Annotated in this window: 16 protein-coding genes; 9 read left to right on the top strand and 7 right to left on the bottom strand. The window is 31.5% G+C overall.

The features are described 5' to 3' along the window. Positions 1-27 precede the first annotated feature (27 nt). Positions 28-1,203: a nuclear transport factor 2 family protein gene (locus ES044_RS18850; protein WP_223813545.1), complete on the top strand. Its 1,176-nt coding sequence runs from the start codon at positions 28-30 to the stop codon at positions 1,201-1,203. A gap of 517 nt (positions 1,204-1,720) precedes the next feature. Next, positions 1,721-3,049, top strand: a complete 1,329-nt coding sequence (locus tag ES044_RS07740) for a M28 family peptidase (protein ID WP_147117478.1) — start codon at positions 1,721-1,723, stop codon at positions 3,047-3,049. 345 nt (positions 3,050-3,394) lie between these two features. On the opposite strand, the gene ES044_RS07735 is transcribed toward ES044_RS07740, so the two are convergent. From ES044_RS07735 to ES044_RS07725, 3 genes are all read right to left on the bottom strand, one after another. Beyond that, positions 3,395-4,279: a carbohydrate kinase family protein gene (locus tag ES044_RS07735; protein WP_147117477.1), complete on the bottom strand. Its 885-nt coding sequence runs from the start codon at positions 4,277-4,279 to the stop codon at positions 3,395-3,397. 431 nt (positions 4,280-4,710) lie between these two features. Next, a complete protein-coding gene (locus ES044_RS07730) occupies positions 4,711-5,985 on the bottom strand; it encodes a glycosyltransferase (RefSeq protein WP_147117476.1) in 1,275 nt (424 codons plus the stop codon). A 3-nt stretch (positions 5,986-5,988) separates the two neighbouring features. After that, on the bottom strand, positions 5,989-8,088 hold the full coding sequence (locus ES044_RS07725) for an HAD-IIB family hydrolase (protein WP_147117475.1): 2,100 nt from the start codon (positions 8,086-8,088) through the stop codon (positions 5,989-5,991). Positions 8,089-8,384: 296 nt separating this feature from the next. Between ES044_RS07725 and ES044_RS07720 the strand changes: the two genes are divergently transcribed. Further along, positions 8,385-9,002: a hypothetical protein gene (locus tag ES044_RS07720; RefSeq protein ID WP_147117474.1), complete on the top strand. Its 618-nt coding sequence runs from the start codon at positions 8,385-8,387 to the stop codon at positions 9,000-9,002. 375 nt (positions 9,003-9,377) lie between these two features. Here ES044_RS07720 and ES044_RS07715 read toward each other — a convergent pair whose 3' ends face one another. Together ES044_RS07715 and ES044_RS07710 are read right to left on the bottom strand one after the other, a co-directional pair. After that, positions 9,378-9,995, bottom strand: coding sequence for an HmuY family protein (locus ES044_RS07715; protein ID WP_147117473.1), 618 nt, complete (start codon positions 9,993-9,995; stop codon positions 9,378-9,380). 32 nt (positions 9,996-10,027) lie between these two features. Continuing rightward, positions 10,028-12,076, bottom strand: coding sequence for a TonB-dependent receptor plug domain-containing protein (locus ES044_RS07710; protein ID WP_147117472.1), 2,049 nt, complete (start codon positions 12,074-12,076; stop codon positions 10,028-10,030). 98 nt (positions 12,077-12,174) lie between these two features. Between ES044_RS07710 and ES044_RS07705 the strand changes: the two genes are divergently transcribed. The 5 genes from ES044_RS07705 to ES044_RS07685 all read left to right on the top strand — a co-directional run bounded on the left by ES044_RS07705 (position 12,175) and on the right by ES044_RS07685 (position 17,759). Then, complete coding sequence (locus tag ES044_RS07705) at positions 12,175-13,074, top strand: DUF6607 family protein (protein ID WP_147117471.1); 900 nt, start codon at positions 12,175-12,177, stop codon at positions 13,072-13,074. 5 nt (positions 13,075-13,079) lie between these two features. After that, on the top strand, positions 13,080-14,558 hold the full coding sequence (locus tag ES044_RS07700; protein WP_147117470.1) for an ankyrin repeat domain-containing protein: 1,479 nt from the start codon (positions 13,080-13,082) through the stop codon (positions 14,556-14,558). A gap of 10 nt (positions 14,559-14,568) precedes the next feature. Continuing rightward, on the top strand, positions 14,569-15,060 hold the full coding sequence (locus ES044_RS07695) for a DUF2271 domain-containing protein (RefSeq protein WP_147117469.1): 492 nt from the start codon (positions 14,569-14,571) through the stop codon (positions 15,058-15,060). 139 nt (positions 15,061-15,199) lie between these two features. Next, positions 15,200-17,395, top strand: a complete 2,196-nt coding sequence (locus ES044_RS07690; RefSeq protein ID WP_147117468.1) for a PepSY domain-containing protein — start codon at positions 15,200-15,202, stop codon at positions 17,393-17,395. Between the two features lie 10 nt (positions 17,396-17,405). After that, on the top strand, positions 17,406-17,759 hold the full coding sequence (locus tag ES044_RS07685; protein WP_147117467.1) for a DUF6686 family protein: 354 nt from the start codon (positions 17,406-17,408) through the stop codon (positions 17,757-17,759). 430 nt (positions 17,760-18,189) lie between these two features. Here the strand turns inward: ES044_RS07685 and ES044_RS07680 are convergent, their stop codons facing one another. Both ES044_RS07680 and ES044_RS07675 read right to left on the bottom strand, forming a co-directional pair. Beyond that, entirely contained in the window at positions 18,190-19,656 is a 1,467-nt protein-coding gene (locus tag ES044_RS07680) for a sigma 54-interacting transcriptional regulator (protein WP_147117466.1), read from the bottom strand. A 91-nt stretch (positions 19,657-19,747) separates the two neighbouring features. Then, complete coding sequence (locus tag ES044_RS07675) at positions 19,748-20,872, bottom strand: vWA domain-containing protein (protein ID WP_147117465.1); 1,125 nt, start codon at positions 20,870-20,872, stop codon at positions 19,748-19,750. A gap of 214 nt (positions 20,873-21,086) precedes the next feature. Here ES044_RS07675 and ES044_RS07670 point away from each other — a divergent pair, with 214 nt between their 5' ends. Next, positions 21,087-23,705, top strand: a complete 2,619-nt coding sequence (locus tag ES044_RS07670) for a zinc-dependent metalloprotease (RefSeq protein WP_147117464.1) — start codon at positions 21,087-21,089, stop codon at positions 23,703-23,705. The last annotated feature ends 61 nt before the right edge of the window (positions 23,706-23,766 follow it).

Genomic DNA, 23,766 nt, shown 5'->3' with positions numbered 1-23,766 from the left:
TTTAAGCAACATCGACAAATATATTTCATGAAAAAACTAACCTTTCTCACCCTATTTATTGCCACGACTATTTTTTGCCAAACAAATACAGAAGTGCATATTTTTGACATCATCAAAACCGAAAAAGGATACGATTTAAAAAATGGAAAAAACATTTCTAATAATGCAGCTTATGACAATCAGCCTTATTTTTATGATGATAATCACGTGATTTTTGCATCGACTAGAGATAAAGAAACGGACATTGTGATTTATAATCTAGAACATAATACCAAACGTTTTATTTCTGATACTAAAAACGGCAGTGAATACTCACCACAAAGAATCCCTAAATCAAACGATATTTCTGCAGTTCGTTTAGACAAGGATGGATTGCAGCGCTTTTATCAATATAATTTTAAAACTCAAAAAAATAAAGAACTTATTCCTGATGTAAAGATTGCGTACCCCAATTGGTTTGATAAAAAGACCATAATTGCTGTTGCTATCATAAACGGTTCTTTAGAACTGCTCATTTGTGATTTAAAAAAGAAAACAACCATTTCCGTTGCAAAAAATGTTGGGCGCTCTGTGCATAGAATTCCGAATACCAATTTAATGAGTTTTATTAGCAAAGAAAATAAGGAATCTTGGCTACTAAAATCACTAAACCCGGTAACAAAAGAAATAAAAACAATCGCATCACTAAAATTACAAGAAGATGTAACGTGGCTACCAAATGGACTTTTATTGATTTCCAGAGGAAACACAATCTATAAATTTGATCCTAAAAAAGACATGTCTCCAAGTTTATTTTTTAGTTCTATAGATGACAACCTCAATAATATTTCTAGAATTGCAGTAAATTCTGACGGCACAAAATTAATGCTTGTTGCAGAAGCTTCTCCAGAATATTTAGCGCAAGAACAATTAGACGGTTACAATAAAAGAGATATCGATGCTTTTTTAAAACCCTATGCAAAAGAGGTTCAAGTATATCGTTTTCCGAATACATTAGAGTACGAAGGCATAGAAAATATGAGAAATCGATATGAAAGTTATTTTGAAAACACACCCGATTTGCATTGTGAACTCATCAAAAGAATTGTGCATAAAGATCAAGTAATCGATCATGAATTAGTTACCGCAAACGGTAAAACTCGAAAAGCGGTGGCGATATATACCATGAAAAATGGAAAAATTGCGAGTGTCACTTTTTTGTAAATTACCCAAATCGTTTCAATAGATAATTTTTCAAGAAAAAAACCTAAACCATCAACATAAAACCAAAAAGTAAGACGGCGAAAAGCGTATTGTAGAGATAAAAAACGTTTGGCTTTGATAGCAAAAGAAGCAGATGCCAGTGTTTTTATGAAAGGACAATCAAAAAACGCAGCTACTATTTAAAAAGTATTCATTTTAAATCTATTAGTTTTACGAATAGGCGTAGGTTTAGGAGTCTTTTTAACACTTAGTTTAGAAACTTATACTAGCTTAAAAAGCGATGCTATTTATCTTGCAACTATTTTCTTTATGGCTGTTGTTGGGTTATTAGTAGGCTTCATTTTAACAAAAAAACGAGATCAAGAATAAAAAACATTCAAAGCTCTAAAAACCATTTCATTTTATGTGAAGTGGTTTTTTTTTGTTTTTAAAAAGAACAGTACCTTTAGGCACTTATTTCTTATAGAAATGAAAAATAAAAATAACAACTTATAAGACCTCATTTTAAAACCTCACAATGAAAAAAATAACGCTCTTAATTACTCTTATCACCTCTATAGCATTCGCACAAACCGATGCTAAAATTTATGATATTATTGATGCTGTTTCTGCAGATAGAATTAAAGCGGATGTAAAAACATTAACAGAATTTGGCACAAGAAACACCTTTTCTGATACCATTTCTGATACTCGTGGAATTGGCGCTGCAAGAAGATGGATAAAATCTGAATTTGAAACTATCTCTAAAGAGTGTGCTAATTGTATCAATGTGTTTTATCAGAAAGATTTGGTAACCACTGAAATGAGTACAAGAGTTCCTCATGATGCTTATGTTGTAAATGTTGTAGCCGTTCAAAAAGGTACAAAATACCCAAACAGATATGTTATAATGAGTGGCGATATAGATTCACGCGCAAGTGATACAATGGATTTTACCACAGATGCGCCTGGTGCAAATGACAATGCCTCTGGAATGGCAGGAACCATAGAAGCTGCAAGAGTTTTAAGTAAGTATAAATTTGAGAGCAGCATTATTTATGTTGGTTTGTCTGGTGAAGAGCAAGGACTTTTTGGTGGCGCAGGTTTGGCAAAGTATGCGCAAGATAATAAATGGGAAATTATCGGGATTTTAAACAATGATATGATCGGAAATATTACTGGCGTAGATGGCGTTATTGATAACAGAGCTTTTAGAATTTTTTCTGAACCTGTACCTGCAAACGAAACTGAAACAGAGCGTAAAATGAGACGTTTTTATGGTGGTGAGGTAGACGGCGTTTCAAGACAGCTAGCAAGATATATTCATAAACAGACTAAAACGTATATGCCAGAAATGAATCCGATGATGATTTATAGATTAGACAGATTTGGGCGTGGCGGCCATCACCGACCTTTTAATGATTTAGGCTTTGCAGGCATTAGAATTATGGAAGCGCATGAAAATTATACGCAACAACACCAAGATATTAGAGTAGAAGACGGAATTAAATATGGCGATACTTTTGAGCATGTAAACTTTCCGTATGCAAAAAAATTAACGGCTGTAAATGCTATTAATTTAGCAAGTTTGGCTTGGGCTCCAGAAGCTCCAAAAGAGGTTGCCATTGGCGGTATCGTTGAAGCTTCGGCAAGGTTAAAGTGGAACAAAGTTGAAGGCGCAAAAGGATACAAAATTTACTGGAGAGATACCACGTCACCCACCTGGGATCATTCTAGATATGTAGAAACTACCGAATTTACTTTAGACGGAATTGTTATCGATAATTTCTTTTTTGGAGTTGCTGCTGTTGGCGAAAATGGTCATGAAAGTGTTGTTGTTTTTCCGAATAAAATTTGGAGAGATTAGTTGATGAAATTTTTGATCTATAGTGTTAGCGTGTGTGGGAAAGCGTTCCGTTTGTTTCGCTATAAGCGCCCCATGCATGCAAACGCCTTACAAATTGTCTTCCTATAAGTACTCGACAAAAGTTAAAATGATCAACAAACAGCTATATTGTTGCGGAATAACCCACTGTATTGGAAGCCGTTTGATTTGTCTTTCTTTAAGCATAGTACACACTGATGGTTCATAAAGTTTGTCATTAGGAAAGGTGTTCTTAAATAATTAAAAAATATTACTCCTAAAAGATGGCAAGCTTTAGAGAATTATGTGAAGAGATTAAATTTTTGTGACAAAAAAATAAGAAACAATCTACTTTCCACAGATAAAATTAGCAATCTCCCGATTAGAAATTTTAGGGTTTGCACCTGCACTCTGCGCCACTAAAGCACCAACAGCGCAAGCAAAATCGATTGCTCTTTGCGGTTTTTCTTCGTTTGTTAACTTACTAATTAATGACCCTAAAAAAGAATCTCCAGAACCTACCGTATCAGCAACTTTAATTTTATAACCACTATTGTAATATAGTTTAGCATCAAACAATAAAACAGCCCCATGTTCCCCTTTAGTCACACAAATATGTTTGGTATTTGTTTCCTTTGATATAAATTGTAAATTCTGCTCTAAATTATTAAATTTAGAACCCATAAAAGCACTGACTTCATACAATTCATCATCATTTAATTTAATGAAATCTGCTTTTTGCATTAGTTCAATTAAAACATCTTTATCATAAAAAGGAGGTCTTAAATTGATATCAAAAACTTTATAGCCTGCAAATTCTAATAATTGATATAAAGTATTTTTAGAAACTTTGTCTCTAGTAATTAAACTTCCAAAAACAAAAGCATCCGCTTGTTTTACCAAATTTGATGCCTTTTCTGTGAATGCTATTTTATCCCAAGCCTTTGGATGTTCAATTTTATAAGTCGCGGCTCCTTTATTGTTTAAGGTTACGGTAACTTCTCCTGTTTTAAAATCGTTTAAAACTTGAACATGTTCTGTATTTATTTGGTGTTCTTGCAAATAATTGAGAATCAATTTCCCTAAATCATCATCACCGACAGCACTAATCATAGCAACCTCATTAGAAAAAGACTGTAAACGAGTTGCAACATTTAAAGGAGCTCCTCCAATTTTTTTATGCGTCGGAAAAACATCCCATAAAACTTCACCAAAACAAACAATTTTATTCATAATTTTAATAAAAGATTTAAATTCCGATAAAAATCGGCATTAATTCAAGGATAAAAAACTTAATTCTTAAAGACCCAAACGTTTTTAGACTCTATAACCAGCAACATCGGCACAGCGCCATCGAGATCTCAAGGAAAAAATATAATTTTAATATTCCCACCGAGCATATCAAGATTTGAAATACGAGATCCCGATAAAAATCGGCATTAGTTCAAGGATAAAAAACTTAATTCGTAAAAACGCAACCGTTTTTTAGATTTACTAACGGGCAACCTCGACACAGCGCCATCGAGATCTCAAGGAAAAAATATAATCTTAATATTTCAACAAAAAGTATCATAATTTGAAATATGAGATCTCGCTAAAAAGTTGATTAGTTCAACTAGCAATTTTGATTTCAAAGCTTCGCTTTTTATCAAAATTGAGTTTCACTAATAAATATTAGATTCCATCGTTTGCTGGTTAATTGAACTTGCAAAAATAGAAAGCATTCTTTTGGCAATCCCAGTCCAACCAAAATTTCTACGCGCAAAACGTGCCCCTTCCACAGACATTTCGTTTCGTAAATTAGGATATAAAAGCGGCATTGCCATCATGGCTCCAAATTCTACAGGTCTATGAGGATCTGCAAATAAAGCCTGATTTCCAAAATCAATTAAATCACACAAACCACCATGAACGGTAATTACACTTGGGGTTCCGCAAGCCATTGCTTCAATAGCAACCATACCAAAAGGTTCATATCTAGAAGGCATTGCAAAAATACTAGCAGATCTATACACATTTGCTAAATCTTTATCCTCAATATAATTATTCCACTTAATTTTATCCATCACTCCAATTTCTGTTGCAACTTGTTTTAATTTTTCAATTCCTTCTTGATCTTGTTTAGAATCTCCTCCAATACAAGCTACTAATCTTGCTTCTGGGCATAATGCAAAAACAGTTGGTAAAGCATTTATTAATAAATCATATCCTTTATTATGTGCCATTCTTCCCAAAGCCAAAATATCTGTCGGATTGATATCGTATTTTAAACGAATTTTATCCTTCTCTTTAGACGGAACGGGATAAAATCTATTTTCATCTATTCCTGGAGGAATCATACTGCAGTTCTTGGGAAGCATATCATATTGCTGCACCAAGAGTTCCACTTGTGGTAAGGTCGTTGCGATCACAAAATTGCACATCTGATACACAAAATATTCTTTTCTGATACGTTCTTTAAAACGGTAGGTTTTCTCCATTTCTTTTTCTTCCATATCACTGCCCATAGAATGCTGTTTCCACCAACCTAAAGAATGTGGCGTATGCACATGACAAATACCTAATTCTTCCGCAATTTTTTGTCCAGCCCAACCAGCATCCCAATAATGCGAATAGACAACATCATATTTTTTATTTTCTTTTTTTATGGCCGCCAAAGTATTCGTGACAAACTTTTTTAAATGATCATGCATGTCTTCTTTTCGGATAAATTTCTTGCCCCCAAAAGGAATTCTCCAAACACTATAATTCTCGTTTACATTATCATATTCTGGTTGATCTTCAAACTGCCGCGTTACTAAATCTACCCGTTTGCCCAGTCTGCTAAATCTTTCTGCTAATTCTAAAACATACACTACTTGACCACCAGTATCTGGTTTTCCTAATTCTGCATTTGCTCCCACATATCCATGTAAAGAGATCATTAAAATTGATTTCATACGTTAATTTTTAGCGTTAGTTTTCGTTATTTTTAAATCGTGACATGCCGCAATATATTGCGCAGCAGACCAAGCCTGATAAGCTTTTCCCATGGGTTTTCCTGTAACGCCATGCGCCCATTCATTAAATTCCCATTCATTGTTGATCCCCTCTTTATTGATAAGCGCCAATTTGTGTAATTCTGCAATTGCGATATCTCGAAACCCTAATTTATTTACATACTTTACCCAAAATCCGCCTACAAAAGGCCAAATACCACCATTGTGATAATGATTTGGTAAGTTGAGTAAGTTTACGGTATAATAAGGCTTCCAATCTGGATCACCAGGACTTACAACTGGATAGACATTTGCAACCGGAAATGGATCATTAGCGCCAACACCTAGCATAAATTTAAACGTTTGGTGTGCTTTTTCTGAATCTATGGTTCCGTGTAAAAAGGCCAATACATTTCCAAGAATATCACAACGCCAGCTAAAATCGAACGGTGTAGTTTGTGCTATTAAATAAGAAGTATCTCCTAAAGTAAATTGTTTTTCGGCAAAAGAAACCGAATGAAATAATTGTTGCTGTGTTGATGGCCAAAAATTACGAACAATTTCTTTTTTAATCACTTGAGACCATCTGATATATTCTCCTGCATCTTCATGGTCTCCAAGCATTTCTAACATACGTCCAAAACAAACATTAGAGCGGTACCACAAAATTTCATCGTATAAAATATTATAACTTCTTCCGAATAAATCCGTCCAATCTCCAGCTTCCGGAATTTCTAAAAGTGCATCATTATTGCTATCATGTGCGCCCAACCACCTCATCGTTTCCTTAATATCTGAAATATATTTTCTTAAAAACAAAATGTCTTTTGTAACATTAACATATTCATAGAAAGCGATTACTACCCAAATACCACTATCGATAGAGCAAATACCACCGACTCCAGAATAATCTGGTTTTTGATCTTTTAACCTTACATTGGCAGGAATTTGGCCATTTCTAGAAATGTTTTCTAACAAAGTAACTAAAGTTTGACGCTGACATTTGTGTATTTCTTCATCATCAATTAAAGACAGCGAGCCAATTACGGTAATTGCGCCATCTCTTGCCCACACAGAATGATAATTTTCATCGGTTCCGTTTGGTATATTATCGGGTATAGAGCAAGCAGAAAACCCTAATGGAGTTATATTTTTTCGCAAGGCTTCAATCGCTTTTTCATACCCTTCTTGTATTAATGCTATTTTTTCATTATCATCTTCTAACGAAATAGTATCTAGTTCTTTTTTAATAAAAAAATCTTCTGAATGATCTACATTAAGACCTTCTATTGCTTCCTTTGGTAAAATTTGGTAATAAATTAAACCTTCAATAATCCCATCACCTTTTTCTTTTTCTGTGTGATAGACATTTTTATGCTTGGTGTACTTATATAATTCCTCGTGCGCATTCGCAACGACAATTCCTGAAACATCCTTCAAATCGAACATTGCAGAATCGTTTCCGCTATCTCCTGCAACTAAAACTTGGTTTGTTTTTAAACTTAACCTTCTTAATAACCATTGTAGTGCATTTCCTTTATTTGCCCATTTTGGTACAATATCTAAAAATTTATCACCTGAATAAATAACGTTTACATCCATGTTAGCGTTTGCAAAATCTCGCGCTACATTTTCTACAAGCTCTTCACTTGCATCATGAAAAAAATAACTTCTTTTATAAGAGTGTTGAAATTTACTTGGTTGCTCACTAATAGGGTGGTCTATTTTATTGATGATAGTTTCTACGGCTTCTAAATTCCAACCATCATCCAGTACATCATTAAATTCCTTTTCTACGCTCTTTTCTTTATAATTATAAATGTGTGTTCCTACTCCAGAAATAATATAATCAGGTTTTGGCAACACACCTTTATTAATAAGATTTAAAACGTCATCGATTAACCTGCCGGTATTATAAGTAACAATAATATCGATATCATTCGCATATTTTATCCAAGTTTTTGTAAAATTACTCTTGTACGTATGAAAATCAATTAGTGTGTTATCGATGTCAAAAGATACTAATTGTATATCATTTTTACTCCCTAAACTATTGTCTACCATTTAAATATGTTTTTTAAATTACTTCTAATTATGCCAAATTATAAAAATTTTAATCAATAAATGAGCTCATATGAGACTAATATTTACTCTTAAATATACTTTTATGATAGTCTTATTTTTTGTCTATTTTAAATATAGTATAAAGAATATTAGGTGGTTAAAATTAGAATATTACAAAGGGCCCACTCTTATTTCTAATATTTAAAACAAAAAATATGTTAATTAAATGTTAAATAAATATATCACTCTCTAAAATGAAAGTAATACTATTATATTTGTAGTGTAAACTATCAATTATGAAAAATCTACTATCTATATGTTTCGTATTAATTATTAATTTTTCTTTTGCACAAGAAAATTCTTCTGATATTTTAAGAACGTTTAACAACCATCAGAAAAATGCTTTTATGGCAAATAACAATGAAAATGCTCATTTTGTCAATAATCCGAGAATCGTATCTCTTGATTTTAACAATCTTATAAAAGTTAATGAAGGAAAATTTTCTTTAAAAGAAATTCATGACAAAAGCTTGACTTCATTATTGATTGATTTAGACCAGAATACAACAGCTCAATTTTTAGCAGTCGAAGAAATTATTTCTTCTAAAATAAGTGTAACCGCTAAAAAAAGTATGATTCTAGCTACAAATCAAAAATTTATAGATAACCTGATAACAGCAAAAATTTTACAAGAAGGCTTACTGAATGGAAGTAAAAAATATTCAGACAAAAACGACAACCTTTATGGCAATTATCCTAAAATGCTAAATCTGTTAATTGTGAACTATATTCTATCAGAAAATTTAGAGTTACAAATTGGTAATAGTATCTATCCTTATTTGAATAAACCTTTTAAAACAGAATTAGATAAAACATTGTCTAGCAGCTTAAATTTATTAGCGATTAATTTTTAAAAACAAAGATAGTTCCACACTTTTAGATTGACGTTTCTAACACTTTAGAGACGTCAATTTTATCGTTAAAATCGATTGTTTTAGGAATTACTAAAAAATAAATTTATTTTAACGCTATTTAGTATCCTCATCAAGTCTCTTAAAAACATAGTTCGTTACCTAAATGTGCTTCTTATTTTCAATAAATTATATTTAAAAAAAACCAAGAATAGGCAAAAGGTACCTTTAAATTTGAATGGATTTAATCAAAAATAAAGTGCCCTAGAAAGCAACTATTTTTAGGGTCACTAAAAAATTTAGAAATACTAAATTATAAAAAAGCCATCTAGACTCTCGTTTAGATGGCTTTTAAACAAAATTCAAATAATACACTACTTATAAACTCTTATCCCCTAAATTAGGATTGTACACATAATTAAATGTGTAAAATCTTCCATTTCTTGGGTTAGAAGCATCTAAATCTTTATAATAACTAATGATTTCCATTTTTGCATAATGCCCATCGTTTGTTTTAACGACAATAACTTTTCCCGAAATTGGGTTTATCACATTATTTTGTCTGTTATACGTATACCAACCATTTCCACTACCAATAGGCAAAGCATAAACATCTGTTGCATCTTGCTTAAAATTTGCATCTTCAGGTGCTTCTAAAATACTTTCAAAAGCTCCAGTTTCAATTGCTAAAGATCCGTTAGCTGTTCTCGCTGGTTCATCAGTTAAACCAATTTTAGAACCTCCATTTACTAAAATGTCAGTTCCTCTAAAAGCAATATCCCAACTAGCATCAGTTACCACAGTTCCCGATTTAAAGCTAAATTTTGTAAACGCTCCAGAGACGGGTCCCTGACCAGCGCCACCTATTTGAGGTGCGGGAATATTGATCGCTTGATTAGAAACTGCCGGTTCTAAAACTGGCGCGTCGTCATCATTACAAGAAGTTAGTGTTAAACTTACAAAAGCGATTACTAAAATTGATTTTAAATTTCTCATTTTACTTATTTTACTATTTATATATATTTATTTTAAAAATTGAATCGTACTCTACCATAATAATTTCTTCCTACTAATAACACTGCGTCATTATTAGGGAATGCTGTTTCGTTTTCTAATCCCTTTTCATCAAAAAGGTTGTCTACACCTAGCTGAAAATTCAATAAATCGAAAAATGTTTTTTCTATCGCCATATTTATTTGTGCATTACCGGCTACAAAATCATCGTATTTATCAATAATATTCTGACTGCTATTCGTATCAAACAAAGCATATTTACTTCTATAAATTGCTCTTATGTTTGTAGAAAAATCATGTGTTAAATTCTGGTAAAATAATTTTGCATTTGCCGTATGTTTAGACCTGTTTGGCAGTCCAAAATAATCTGATTTTTTAAGAGCAACTGATGGAGCTAAAGGCGTTTTTCGATAGAAAACCGTGCCAGTTTCTATATTTCGTACTTCTTGTTTGTCTTTTGCATCCAAAAACTGATAACCACCAACAAAATTAAAATTGTCTGAAATTTTAATCTTAACATCCAATTCTACCCCTTGTGTAAAAACCTGATCTCTGTTTTCATAATAAAACACAGAAGTTCCTGTACTGATATTTGGCAAACTTCCTTGAAGCGCCACCGTATTTATCAAATCATTAATATCATTTCTAAAAAAATTGATATTAATTTTTACATCTGAAATAGGCTTCACTTCAAAACCAACATTATAGCCAATAGAATTTTCTGGTTTTAAATCTTTTTCTATAGATTTTACATTAGGTTCATCGCCATATAAATCATGTAAAGTTCTAGTTCCTAAAACAATATAACCTCCTGCTCTATTATTAAAGTTAAAAAAAAGTTGTCTAAAATCTGGTGCTTTAAATCCATAACCCACGGAAGCTTTTGCTGATAACCAATCATTTATTTTATAGGATGATGATATTTTTGGACTGAATGCAGATTTGTATTTGTTATGATTATCAAATCTTGCGCCTACAATTAAATTTATTTTTTCTGTGGGATGAAAATCATATTGGGCAAAAATATATTTGGAATTAAAAGTCTCTTTTTTATCAAAGAAAGTTCTATCCAAAGCATCAAAATTTGCACCTAAACCAGTTATTAATGTACTATTTTTTAAAGCTGTTGTGACTCTAATTTCTGGTCTTATTAACGTTTGATTAAATTCTGCTAACACCCCATTAAACTGACTTTCCGTTGTAAATTGAGTTGCATAAAAAGTGTAATTAACATTCCATATATCATTTATTTGATGCCTTAATTCTGTATTAGAATTCCAATCACTTTGAATATTATTCTCTCCTTGCGTTTCATAAAAATAGCGTTGAGAAGTAAAAATATTTAGCTTTTTAGAAAAATCATAGGTTAACTGTAAGTTGCTCGTGTAATTTTGATAGGCTTCTGTAGTTTTTGAAATTGTTGTCGGGCTCAAATCAAAACCTCCACTAGAATTTAAATTAATACCAGCAGCTGCACCAAATTTTCCTTTTTTATAAACAAAATTTGTATTAATATCTAATTCGTCTCTGGCACCTAGTCTTACAAAATAACCAACATCACCCTTTAAAACATCTCCTTTTGGTTTCTCTGTAATTATATTGATAACTCCACCCAAAGCTTCAGAACCATATAAAGAAGATGATGGACCTTTTACAATTTCTATCTGTTTAATGTTGTTTACCGTAATTCTACTCAAATCTAAATTACCAGAACTTCGCCCAACTAAAGGCACACCGTCAATCATAATTAACGTATATTCTGCTGATAAACCTTGCAATTGAACCCCTGTAAATCCGCTTTGATCGGTTACAAAATTAATTCCTGTTTGTTCTATCAAAATATCCTTTAACCTTGTTGTTCCAGATTTTTGAATTTGTTCTTTAGAAATTAACGTTACAGGCATTGGCAAAGAAGACAATTGCCTAACAGTTCTTGTTGCCGTAATTACAACTTCATTTAACGCATTTACTTCCACAGAATCTTTTTTCACCTCTTTCTTTTGAGAAAAAGTGGTAAAAGCAATACTAAAAAATAGTAAGACAAAAACTCTATTTAGAAACATTCTTAATAATTTTACGCAAATATAATTCCTTATTTTAATTAAATCTAAATAAATTTTATATTTTTGCCGCAGACATATAATCCTAAATACATTTAAAAATGAAAAAATTAATAGTTAGCTCGTTGTTCCTGTTTTTATCAATACACGTAATTTCACAGTCAAAAAAAACGAAAGATCAAGATGCCATTAAAGAAATGTGTGGTTGTTTTGAAGTAACCTTCAACTTTGCAGAAACCTTTAATACTAGTAAAGATTCTACTTATAAACCCTCTAAAAACAAAATTAGTAGTGGTTTAGAATGGGCAGCGTTAGTGGTTAATGAGAAAAATAAAATCTCCATTCAGCATATTCTGCAAGTCGGTAATCCTGCAAAACCAATGATCGTAAAACATTGGAGACAAGATTGGCTCTATCAAAATAAAGATTTTTACATGTATAACGGCGATAATAACTGGACTTTTGAGCAGAAAGACAAACAAGATGTAAAAAAACAATGGACCCAAAAAGTATATCAGGTAGACGATAGTCCGCGGTACGAAGGTTCAGGAACTTGGGTTCATGTAGACGGAAAAAGCTACTGGGAAAGCACAACAACCGCGCCTTTGCCGAGAAGAGAATACACAAAAAGGAGCGATTACAATATTACTGTAAGAGGAAATAGACAAGAAATTACAGATGCGGGTTGGGTTCATGACCAAGATAACAGCAAAGTTATTCGTACAAAAGACCAAAAGGATAAAATAATTGCTTTCGAAAAAGGATATAATACTTACAATAGAGTAGATGAAAGCAATTGTAAAATTGCTAAAGATTGGTGGATAAAAAATAACATAAAATGGGAAATAGTTAGAAACAAATGGGACGCCATTTTTAGCAGAAACACAGATTTAACATTAGAAGCAAAAGTTGATAATAAGCCACTATACAAACATTTATCTGATAATGTTACCGAAAAAAAGAAAATGGACGCTATTATTGAATCTTTTGTTAAAAAATAAATCAGATGAAAAAGTTACACGTTTTATCTGTTTTCGCGCTTATTTTAAGTGGTTCTTTTACAGCTCAAAATTCTAATATTTTTCATGAAAGAGACTTCTGGCAAACAAATCCTAACATTTATACTATTGATAAAAAAATAGCGGAAGGAAACGATATTTCTGAATTAAATAGCAATGCTTTTGATGGTGTTGTATATGCAATTTTAGAAAAAACAGATAACAAAACCATTAAACACCTTTTATCTAAAAAAGGAAATGATGTGAACAAAAAAACACACGATGGCAGAACCTATATTTTCTGGGCTTCTTATAGCAACAATTTAGAATTGATGAAATATTTAGTTTCTAAAGGTGCAAAAACAAATTTGGTCGATAGTCATGGATATACGGTTCTAAACTTTACAGCAAACGCAGGTCAATTAAACAAAAAATTGTACGAATACTTATTCAAAATGGGTGCAGATATAAAAACCGAAAAAAATCATAGTGGTGCAAATGCACTTTTACTAATAGCACCTCATACTAAAGATTTTAGTTTGATAAAATATTTAACTTCAAATGGTGCATCCATAAATGATAAGGATAATGATGGAAATGGAATTTTTGAATATGCCTCTAAAGGAGGAAATATAGCCTTTCTAAAAATGCTGGTGAAACGTAAAGTAACGATAGGTACTAGTACAATGATTTTTGCAAGTCAGGGTTTACAGAGAAAGAAAAACAACTTAAAAACCTTTAAATTTCTAGAAAGCATAGGCGTTAAAGTAAATGTTATTGATAAAAAAGGTAGAAATTCACTACATGCAATTGCCTATAATAGTAAAGATCTTGCTACCTATTCTTATTTTATAAATAAAGGTGTAAATACAAATTTGCAAGATAATGAAGGCAATTCTCCTTTTATGAATGCCACAAAGAACAATACTTTAGACGTTGTAAAATTTTTATCTAAACATGTAAAAGATTATAATTTAAGCGATGAAAATAGACGTTCTGCTCTGGTAATGGCAGTCCATAAAAATTCTGCAGATGTAATTGAATTCTTACTAGAAAAGACAGCTGACATCCACACAAAAGATGGTAATAATAATACCTTATCATATTATTTAATTGATAATTATAAAGCAAATAAACCAACACTTTTTGAAGAAAAATTAAAACTTCTAGAAAAAAATGGATTGGTTTTCAATCAAATTCAGAATTCTGGAAACACACTTTTACACATTGCTACTGAAAGAAATAATTTAGCCTTATTAAAAAGATTGGCTCCCTATAATATTAATGTTAACCTTAAAAACAAGGAAGGTTTAACGGCTTTACAAAGTGCGGCCATGATGGCTAAAGACACCAAAATAATTCAATATCTAATGCGTATTGGTGCTGATAAGAATGTAAAAACAGATTTTAATGAGTCCGTTTATGATTTGGCTTCTGAAAACGAACTACTGAAGAAAAATAACGTTGATATTAATTTTTTGAAATAAAATTTTTAAAATGAAAAAAAGAAATTTAATCTTTATAATTCCTGCTTTTTTGTTAATGATTACGGCATTGTTTAGTTTTAAGAAAAATACTGAAAGCAGCTATAAATGCATGATTCAAATGAAAAATTACACAGGAGAAGGTGCTTATGTTGTTATATCCTTATTGAACCCCGAGGGTAGCTATGAAAAAACTATTTATGTGCAAGGTAATGATGACGAATGGTATTTTGACATTACTGATTGGTGGAAATTTCAAGGAAAAAAAAGAGCAAATATTGATGCCATTACAGGTGCCACAATTGGTGGTGGCCAACGCACAATTAGTGTGATTAAAATTGATGATAACCTGTTAAATAAAGGCTACAAAATTCGTTTTGAAACTGCGGTAGAAGATCAAGAATATCATACTTCAGATGTTGAGTTTGACTTGACCAAAGAAAACTTAAAATCTAAAATTGAAGGAAAAGGGTTTATTCGTTATGTAAGAATGATGCCTAAATAAAGGATAAAATTCTAGCGCAGATTACACAGATTTTTACGGATAAAACGTTTTAAAGACAACATCCTAAACATTTGTTTTAATCAGTGAAATCGGTATCAAAAAAAAATCAATCTACTACCTAAAAAATAACAAAACCTAAATGACAATTTCAATATGGAGATTTAGCCACTTAACACTGGCAATATCTTCTGCATTCTTTATTCTTATCGCCTCTTTAACAGGTATTATTTTGGCTTTTGAACCTATTTCAAACAAAATAAATCCTTATAACGTTGCAGATATAAGTTCCGTTTCTATTGCAGAAACAATTAGAGCTTTAGAAAAGGAGTATAACGAAATTATCACGATTAAAGTTGATGAAAATGATTTTATATCTGCCTCTGTAATTAAGAAAGATAGCAAGAGTACCTCTTTCTATATCAACCCAAAAACGGGTAAAAATATTGGTAATCTGATTCAGAAATCCCCCATTTTTGAATTTGCAACCAACCTACATCGTTCTTTATTTTTAAAATCAACAGGAAGATTTATCATTGGTTTTGTTTCTTTATTACTTTTATTAATTGCAATTACAGGCACTATTTTAATCGCAAAAAGACAAGGTGGTTTCAGAAAGATATTTTCAAAAATAGTTAAAGAAGATTTTAATCAATATTATCATATTATTTTAAGTCGGTATGCTTTTATTCCGATTGTTATTATAACACTTACGGGCTTTTATTTATCCTTAGAGAAATTCTCTTTACTTCCTAACGTTGCTGCTGTTCATGAAAAGGTAGCTCAAAAACCATCAAGTTCAGATATAAAACCAACAAATTTTTCAATTTTTAAATCCACAAAATTAAGTGCTGTAAAAGAACTAGAATTTCCTTTTTCTAGTGACGAAGAAGATTATTTTTATTTAAAATTAGAAACTAAAGAAATAGCAATTCATCAAAAAGACGGACAAATTATCAGTGAGAAAAAACAAGGATGGGTTTCTTTAGTAAGTTATTATAGCATCATTTTACACACAGGAAAAGGTTCTATCATTTGGTCTATTATCTTATTATTATCCTGTTTAGCGATACTTTTCTTTATTTTCTCTGGCTTTTCTATGACGTTAAAAAGAACAAGAACTAAAACAATGATCAGAAATAAATTCACAAAAGATGAAGCCGAATATATTGTATTAGTAGGCTCTGAAACCGGTAGTACTTTTAATTTTGCAAATGCTTTTTATTATGCTTTATTAAAGGTCAGAAAAAAAGTTTTTATTACCACCTTAAACGAATATACTACCTATAAAAAAGCAAAAAACATCATCATTTTTACAGCAACATATGGCGCGGGAGAAGCACCGATAAATGCCAATAAATTTATGAAGAATATCAACAAAATTAAGCAACAAAAGATGTTAAAATTTGCGGTTGTTGGTTTTGGCTCTAAAGCATATCCTGAATTTTGCAAGTTTGCCATTTTAGTGCATGCTAGTTTGCAAATTCATAAAGATTTTATACCCACAATTCCTGTTTTTAAAATCGATAATCAATCTTTTAAATCTTTTATAGCTTGGGTAAAAGAATGGAGTTTTAACAATCAATTGGTGCTTACAATCCATAAAGAAGACATCGTAAAATCATCCGAAGAAAACATCGACTTTAAGATCATTAAAAAAACGGATTTGAATATTGATGATACTTTTCTAATCCAAATAAAACCAACTGAAAAAATAAAGTTTGTTTCTGGAGATTTACTTTCCATCAACCTAACAAATGAAAACAAGAATAGAGTCTATTCCGTTGCAAAAATCGATAAAACTATTTTATTAAGTATTAAAAAACATGAGTTGGGTGCTTGCTCAACATACATAAGTAAGTTCAGTTTAAACGAGAATTTAAGTGCCCATATTCAAGAAAATAAGCAGTTTCACTTTCCTGAAAAGGCCACTGAAATCATCCTAATTTCTAACGGAACAGGAATTGCTCCTTTTTTAGGAATGATTCAAAAAAATAAAAAACAAAAAGTTTATTTGTTTTGGGGAGGAAAAACAAAAGAGTCTTTAAACATATACAAAGATTTGATCAAGGTTGCTTTAGAAAAAAAATCACTTTCTTCTTTTTTCCCTGTTTTTTCTCAAGAACAACAAGAAAAAATATATGTTCAAGATATTTTAAAAAATCATACTGACTTAATAACAAACGTTCTAAAAAACGGAAATGTAATTATGATTTGTGGTTCTATTGCAATGCAAAAGGGAGTAACGAACGAGTTAGATAAAATTGTAAAGAATGATTTAAAAATATCTTTAAATCATTTTATAAATCGCGGTCAAATTAAAACTGATTGCTATTAAACTAAATATCATGTGTCAACATTCAAAAATAATATCAAGTGTTAAAAACGGAGAAATTTCTATGTGTACAGGTTGTAAAACCTATGCGCTCACGTATAAGAATATCTTCTTTCAGTTTACAAGTGAGCAACTTACAAAATTTAAAAGCTACGTTTCTCAAATTGATGTCGCTTATTGGTTGGATCATAATGCTTGTTCTACTCAAAAAAGAAAAGTTCCTATTCCAACATCTCATCAAAATTTAATACTGATCTTTGATATAAATGAGGTTAAAGAATTAAGAATTTTACTGGATCTAGATAGAAACAACCCGATAAAAATAGTTGCACCTGCTGATATTGATTATCCATTAATTTTAAATTAAATAGGTATAGACCTTTACATACCCAATTATAAAATTAAATTGATGCAATACGTTTTAAAAGAAGTCAGAAAAAAATACAGATATATGGAAAAGTTTAAAAAGAGTTCATTTTACTATTTTCAAGTTAGATTACAACATAAAAAACCAAAAATTGTGTCATTTAGACCTTTAGTCTTCGCTCAAGATAACCTTTTGAGAAATCCTATAATACGAAACTTCAAAAGTCTGTAACTTTATGTGATTTCTCACTTTGGTCTAAAAAACAAAGCTGAACCTTATCATTTTTGCTTAAAAATTATCTTTCAATAAAAATACCATTCTAAAATTCAATTATAACTTCATAAAAAAAACCTCACGGGCTTTGATACTGAATCGAGTTCAGCACAAGAAGCCTGTGAGATTTAAATACATATAATACTACACTTTTTTTCTACAATCCGCTCATAAAACTGCCATAAGGATCTTTAAATTGAGTGCCTTCTGCAAACCGATGCTTGCTTAATTTTTTAAACTCAACTAATGCCCATAGCACATATTCTTTCACAAAATATCGATCGTTTATATTCATGTTTGGTTGATGTGCTTTTAGAAAAGCATCTAAAGGTTTAATTTTATCAAGCTCGTTTTTGTATTGTTCATCTGTAAATTCATCTAACAATTCAAAATCTTCTTCTGCATTAAAAAACCAAGAAATCACATCATCATAAGGTGTTTCTGCATCTTGTTTTTCTAACTTTTTTATTTCTGGAAAATAAGTTGGAAACAATGTCTTAATCGCATTATTAATTAAGGTTTCTGCAACCATTTGTGCGCCTTCTTGTTCGCCCTCATAAACCAATTCTACCTTCCCTGTTATTGCAGGTACAATTCCGTCAAAATCACTTAAACGAATCATTGTTTTAGAATCACCAGAAAGCAATGCTCTTCTTTCTGCTGTGCTCAATAAATTTTCGAAAGCAGAAATACTTAAACGTGCACTTACGCCACTTTTAGCATCTATATATTCGCTTTCTCTTGCCTCAAAAACAATTTGCTCTAACAAATCTTTTGCCAATTCAGGAACCTGAATAAACTCTTTTTGAGAACCTGCTTTGCTAGTTTCTTGTTGTGTAATTAATTTTGCCGTTTCTATATCTTCTGGATAGTGTGTTAAAATTTGAGACCCAATTCTATCTTTTAAAGGCGTTACAATGCTACCTCTATTGGTATAATCTTCTGGATTTGCTGTAAATACAAATTGCATGTCTAAATTTAAACGCATTTTAAATCCACGAATCTGAATATCTCCTTCTTGCAAAATATTAAATAAGGCAACTTGAATTCTAGCTTGTAAATCGGGTAATTCATTAATTACAAAAATACATCTGTTTGCTCTCGGAATCATTCCGTAATGAATTACTCTGTCATCTGCATAGCTCAATTTTAAATTGGCTGCTTTTATAGGATCTACATCCCCAATAATATCAGCTACAGTAACATCTGGAGTTGCTAATTTTTCTGCAAAACGTTCGTCTCTGTGTAACCAATAAATCGGAGTATCATCTCCTTTTTCTTTAACCAATTCAATCGCAAATCTAGAGATAGGTTGTAATGGATCGTCGTTAATTTCTGAACCTTCTACAACCGGAATATATTCATCTAATAAATTCACCATTAATCTTGCTAAACGTGTTTTTGCTTGCCCTCTTAATCCTAACAAATTAATATTGTGCTTGCTTAAAATAGCTCTTTCTAATTCTGGAATTACAGTGCTTTCATATCCATAAATTCCTTTAAAAACGGTTTCCTTACTCATCATTTTACTGATTAAGTTTTCTCTTAACTCGTCTTTAATTGATTTTGATTGATATCCGGCTTTTTTTAAATCGCCTATTGTCTTTATATTTTGTATATTCATTTAGTTTGCTTTTTACTGTTGGCTTTTCGCCTCTAGCAATTACTCTTAAGTTTTTTTAGCTAATAGCGAAACGCTAAAAGCCATTTTTTTGTTATCCTTTAATCCTCTTTTTCCTATTCGTTTCATAATCTTCAAAAATCATTTCACCCAAACCTTTTAAGCCTGTATAAAATGCTTTTCCTTGGTTGGCTTGTGTAAAGGCTTTAACAAATTGCATTAAATAAGGATCTTGTGCAATCATAAACGTTGTAATCGGTATACGTAATTTTCTAGCCTGTTGTGCCATTCCGTAACATTTATCAACGATGTATTTATCTAAACCATTACTGTTTTTATAATATTGACCATCTGGTAAACGCAAACAACTTGGTTTTCCGTCGGTAATCATAAAAATTTGTTTGTTGGTATTTCTTTTTCTTCGCAGTAAATCCATTGCTAATTGTAAACCAGCAACTGTGTTTGTATGATAAGGTCCCACTTGTAAATACGGCAAATCTTTAATTTTAATTGGCCAAGCATCGTTACCAAAAACAATAATATCTAACGTATCTTTTGGGTAGCGCGTTGTAATTAATTCTGCCAAAGCCATTGCCACTTTTTTGGCGGGCGTAATTCTATCTTCTCCATACAAAATCATTGAGTGACTAATATCAATCATCAAGATAGTACTCATTTGGCTTTTATGCATGGTTTCCTCCACAACCAAATCATTTTCTGTTAGACTAAAACTATCAATTCCGTTGTTAATCTGGGCATTTTTAATGCTTTCAGTTACTGAAACTTTGTCTAACGCATCACCAAATTGATAAGCCCTTACATCTCCCGTATGCTCATCTCCTATTCCAGATGCTTTACTTTTATGATTTCCTGCCCCACTTTTTTTAATTTTACCAAAAATATGATTTAAAGCTTGCTGACGAATGGCGCGTTCTGTTTTGGATGTTATTTTTGTTCCTCCGGTGCCATCTCCTTTAATTTCTTCTTTGATGTATCCTTTCTTCTTTAAATCTTCGATAAAATCGTCAATCGTGTAATTTTCGTCTGTTAGTTTGTATTCTTCATCTAAAGAACGCAACCAATCGATGGCTTCATCAAAATCGCCAGAAGTATGTGTAATCAGCTCTTTAAAAATTTCAAATAATTTTTCAAAAGGTGATACATTTTCTGCCTCATAAGTTTTGAAGACAAATCCTTTTCTATTTTTCTTGTTTTTCATCACCATAAAAATACAGCTTTATTCTGTTCTTTAAAAAAGATTCACATTGCTTTAATACATATGTGCATTATTTATATTGATACTATTTTAGCACAACGTATAATGATTAAGAAAAACCGAATTTGTGGGTAATCGTTAATTTTATAATAAAATTAACAGTTCTATAGCCATCTAAAAAGTAAATTGTAAGCCTAATTAAATTCAATTTATGTTTATGAAAAAACTACAAGTAAAAGGATTTAGAATCCTCTGTTCATTGTTCTTAACCCTTGCTATGTTTGGTGTTCAAGATACAAATGCACAGTTTTGGAAAAAGAAAAAAGACACAAAAGAAACCTCTGCAAAAAAGCCAGATTCAACGAAAAAAGACAAATCGATTGCCGATTTAACAAAAAGCAGTAAAAAAATTGAAGGATTATTTACCATTTATCAAGATACTGTTACCGGTGCAGTAAAATTATTAGTAAAAAAAAAGCAACTAAATAAAGACTTTATTTATTTTTCTCAAATTGCAGATGGGGTAACAGAAGCAGGCGCTTTTAGAGGTTCTTTTCGAGGAAACACTATAATTCACGTTACAAAATATTTTAATAGATTAGAATTTTTGGCACCTAATACTTCCTTTTTTTTTGATGAAAACAGTCCGCTTTCTAAATCTTCGGAAGCAAATATAAGTGATGCGATTATTGCCAGCGGAAAAATTTTAGCAGAAGATGATAAAAATGGCGAATATTTAATTGATGCTGATGGTTTATTTTTATCTGAAACTTTTACCAGAATAAAGCAACCAAGATTCCCTGGTCAGTCTCCTCTTGCTTTTAGTTTAGGTAGTTTTGATAAAACAAAATCTAAAATAAACGAAATAAAAAACTATCCAGAAAACACCAATGTTAAAACAGAGTATGTGTATTCTAATCCTTCTGTCTTAAATGGTGGCGGAGCAGCAGTAACTGATGGTAGAAATGTTTCTATTAAAGTTTTTCATACGTTTATGAATATGCCAGAAGCTAATTATGAGGCTAGAATGGATGATGCAAGAGTTGGTTATTTTTTAACGCAAACAAATAACATGACCACCGCAGAAACTATAAATTATAGAGATATGATTCATAGATGGAAGTTGGTAAAGAAAAATCCGGAAGCAGCAATTTCTGAACCTGTAACTCCGATTACTTGGTGGATTGAAAAAAGTACACCATTAGAATGGAGAGAAACGATTAAAGAAGGTGTATTAGCTTGGAATGTAGCTTTTGAACAAGCAGGTTTTAACAATGCCATGGTTGTAAAAGTACAGCCAGATGATGCAACTTGGGATGCAGGTGATGTTCGTTATAATGTGTTACGTTGGACGTCTTCTCCGAACCCTCCTTTTGGTGGTTATGGGCCTAGCTTTGTGAACCCAAGAACTGGTGAAATTTTAGGCGCAGATATTATGTTAGAATATGTACATTTTACCAATCGAGTTTTTCAAGACAAATTGTACAATGATGCGTCTGCCAATATGAATGTAGAAACTTCTCAAGAATTAGAAGTTAAAAAATATGTAGAGAAAAATAATTTAATGTACTGCTCTATGGGGCATATCATGCATGAAAATATGCAATTAGGATCTGCAGTTTTACAAGCAGCAGGGGCAACTGAATTAGAAATGGAAGGTCTTAGAAAAGAAGGAATGAAAGCTTTAATTATGCACGAAGTTGGGCATACTTTAGGTCTGAACCATAATATGAAAGCGAGTCAATTATTTTCTCCTGATCAATTAGCAGATGCCGCTTTTATTAAAGGTAAAGCGTTAACAGGTTCTGTGATGGATTATGCAGGAATTAACATTACAAATGACAGAAGTAAACAAGGGCAATATTCTGACATGGCTGTTGGGCCTTATGATGTTTGGGCAATTGAATTTGGCTATACTCCTTTTAAAAGCGATGCAGAAAGAAACGCATTATTACAAAAATCTACACAACCAGAATTAATTTTTGGTAATGATGCAGATGATATGCGTTCTCCTGGAAAAGCAATTGACCCAAGAGTAATGATTGGCGATTTATCTAACGATCCTATTACCTATTCTATCAATAGATTTGAGTTGGTAAACTCTATGATGAAAAACATCAAAACACAATTTACAAAAGAAGGTGAAACTTATGAAGATTTAAGAAGAGCTCACAGAACGTTACAAAACCAAAGCAGAATTGCAGGTGGTGTAGTCTCTAGATTTATTGGTGGTGTTTATGTAGATAGAGCTACATTTGGCCAAGAAGGTGGTACCCAACCGTATACTCCTGTTAGTTTAGCAGACCAAAAAAGAGCAATGAACACTTTAGATACATATATTTTTGCACCAAACGCTTTTGACACACCAAATGATGTTTATAATTATTTAGCAAAACAAAGAAGAGGCTATGGTTTCTTTGGTGGCCCAGAAGACCCTAAAATTCATGACCAAGTTTTAAGCAATCAAACCAGTGTTTTGGCGCATATAATGCATCCTAATACTTTGCAGAGAATTTCTGATTCAGAATTATATGGCAATGAATATAAATTATCTGCTTTTATGACCGATTTAAATAATATGATGTTTAAACCAGATGTGTATGGTAGCATTAACTCTTTTCGTCAAAATTTACAAGCTGTGTATACCAAACAATTAATTGGTATGCTTACTGGCAAAGCAAGTAGTAGATTTTCTGTAGCTTCTAAATCGATGGCTATTTATAATTTAAATAACATTAAAATGTGGGTAAGTAATGCTAAAGGTGATATTGCTACAAAAGCGCATAAAAATCACTTAAAAACATTGATTACAAACGCAATGAAAGAGATTAAATAAGCTAATAAAAATTATCTATCAAAACCGTAATCTTTTCGATTACGGTTTTTTTTATCTTTAC

Origin of the sequence: Polaribacter sp. IC066 (genome assembly GCF_007997085.1) — a bacterium.
GTDB lineage: Bacteria > Bacteroidota > Bacteroidia > Flavobacteriales > Flavobacteriaceae > Polaribacter.
The sequence above is the reverse complement of the archived record's forward strand: the minus strand, read 5'-3'. Positions and strand labels throughout refer to the sequence as shown.

Excerpts from the sequence above, each read along its gene's own strand:
- ES044_RS18850 (WP_223813545.1), top strand. The coding sequence starts at position 28 with ATGAAAAAACTAACCTTTCTCACCCTATTTATTGCCACGACTATTTTT.
- ES044_RS07740 (WP_147117478.1), top strand. The coding sequence starts at position 1,721 with ATGAAAAAAATAACGCTCTTAATTACTCTTATCACCTCTATAGCATTC.
- ES044_RS07735 (WP_147117477.1), bottom strand. The coding sequence starts at position 4,279 with ATGAATAAAATTGTTTGTTTTGGTGAAGTTTTATGGGATGTTTTTCCG.
- ES044_RS07730 (WP_147117476.1), bottom strand. The coding sequence starts at position 5,985 with ATGAAATCAATTTTAATGATCTCTTTACATGGATATGTGGGAGCAAAT.
- ES044_RS07725 (WP_147117475.1), bottom strand. The coding sequence starts at position 8,088 with ATGGTAGACAATAGTTTAGGGAGTAAAAATGATATACAATTAGTATCT.
- ES044_RS07720 (WP_147117474.1), top strand. The coding sequence starts at position 8,385 with ATGAAAAATCTACTATCTATATGTTTCGTATTAATTATTAATTTTTCT.
- ES044_RS07715 (WP_147117473.1), bottom strand. The coding sequence starts at position 9,995 with ATGAGAAATTTAAAATCAATTTTAGTAATCGCTTTTGTAAGTTTAACA.
- ES044_RS07710 (WP_147117472.1), bottom strand. The coding sequence starts at position 12,076 with ATGTTTCTAAATAGAGTTTTTGTCTTACTATTTTTTAGTATTGCTTTT.
- ES044_RS07705 (WP_147117471.1), top strand. The coding sequence starts at position 12,175 with ATGAAAAAATTAATAGTTAGCTCGTTGTTCCTGTTTTTATCAATACAC.
- ES044_RS07700 (WP_147117470.1), top strand. The coding sequence starts at position 13,080 with ATGAAAAAGTTACACGTTTTATCTGTTTTCGCGCTTATTTTAAGTGGT.
- ES044_RS07695 (WP_147117469.1), top strand. The coding sequence starts at position 14,569 with ATGAAAAAAAGAAATTTAATCTTTATAATTCCTGCTTTTTTGTTAATG.
- ES044_RS07690 (WP_147117468.1), top strand. The coding sequence starts at position 15,200 with ATGACAATTTCAATATGGAGATTTAGCCACTTAACACTGGCAATATCT.
- ES044_RS07685 (WP_147117467.1), top strand. The coding sequence starts at position 17,406 with ATGTGTCAACATTCAAAAATAATATCAAGTGTTAAAAACGGAGAAATT.
- ES044_RS07680 (WP_147117466.1), bottom strand. The coding sequence starts at position 19,656 with ATGAATATACAAAATATAAAGACAATAGGCGATTTAAAAAAAGCCGGA.
- ES044_RS07675 (WP_147117465.1), bottom strand. The coding sequence starts at position 20,872 with ATGAAAAACAAGAAAAATAGAAAAGGATTTGTCTTCAAAACTTATGAG.
- ES044_RS07670 (WP_147117464.1), top strand. The coding sequence starts at position 21,087 with ATGAAAAAACTACAAGTAAAAGGATTTAGAATCCTCTGTTCATTGTTC.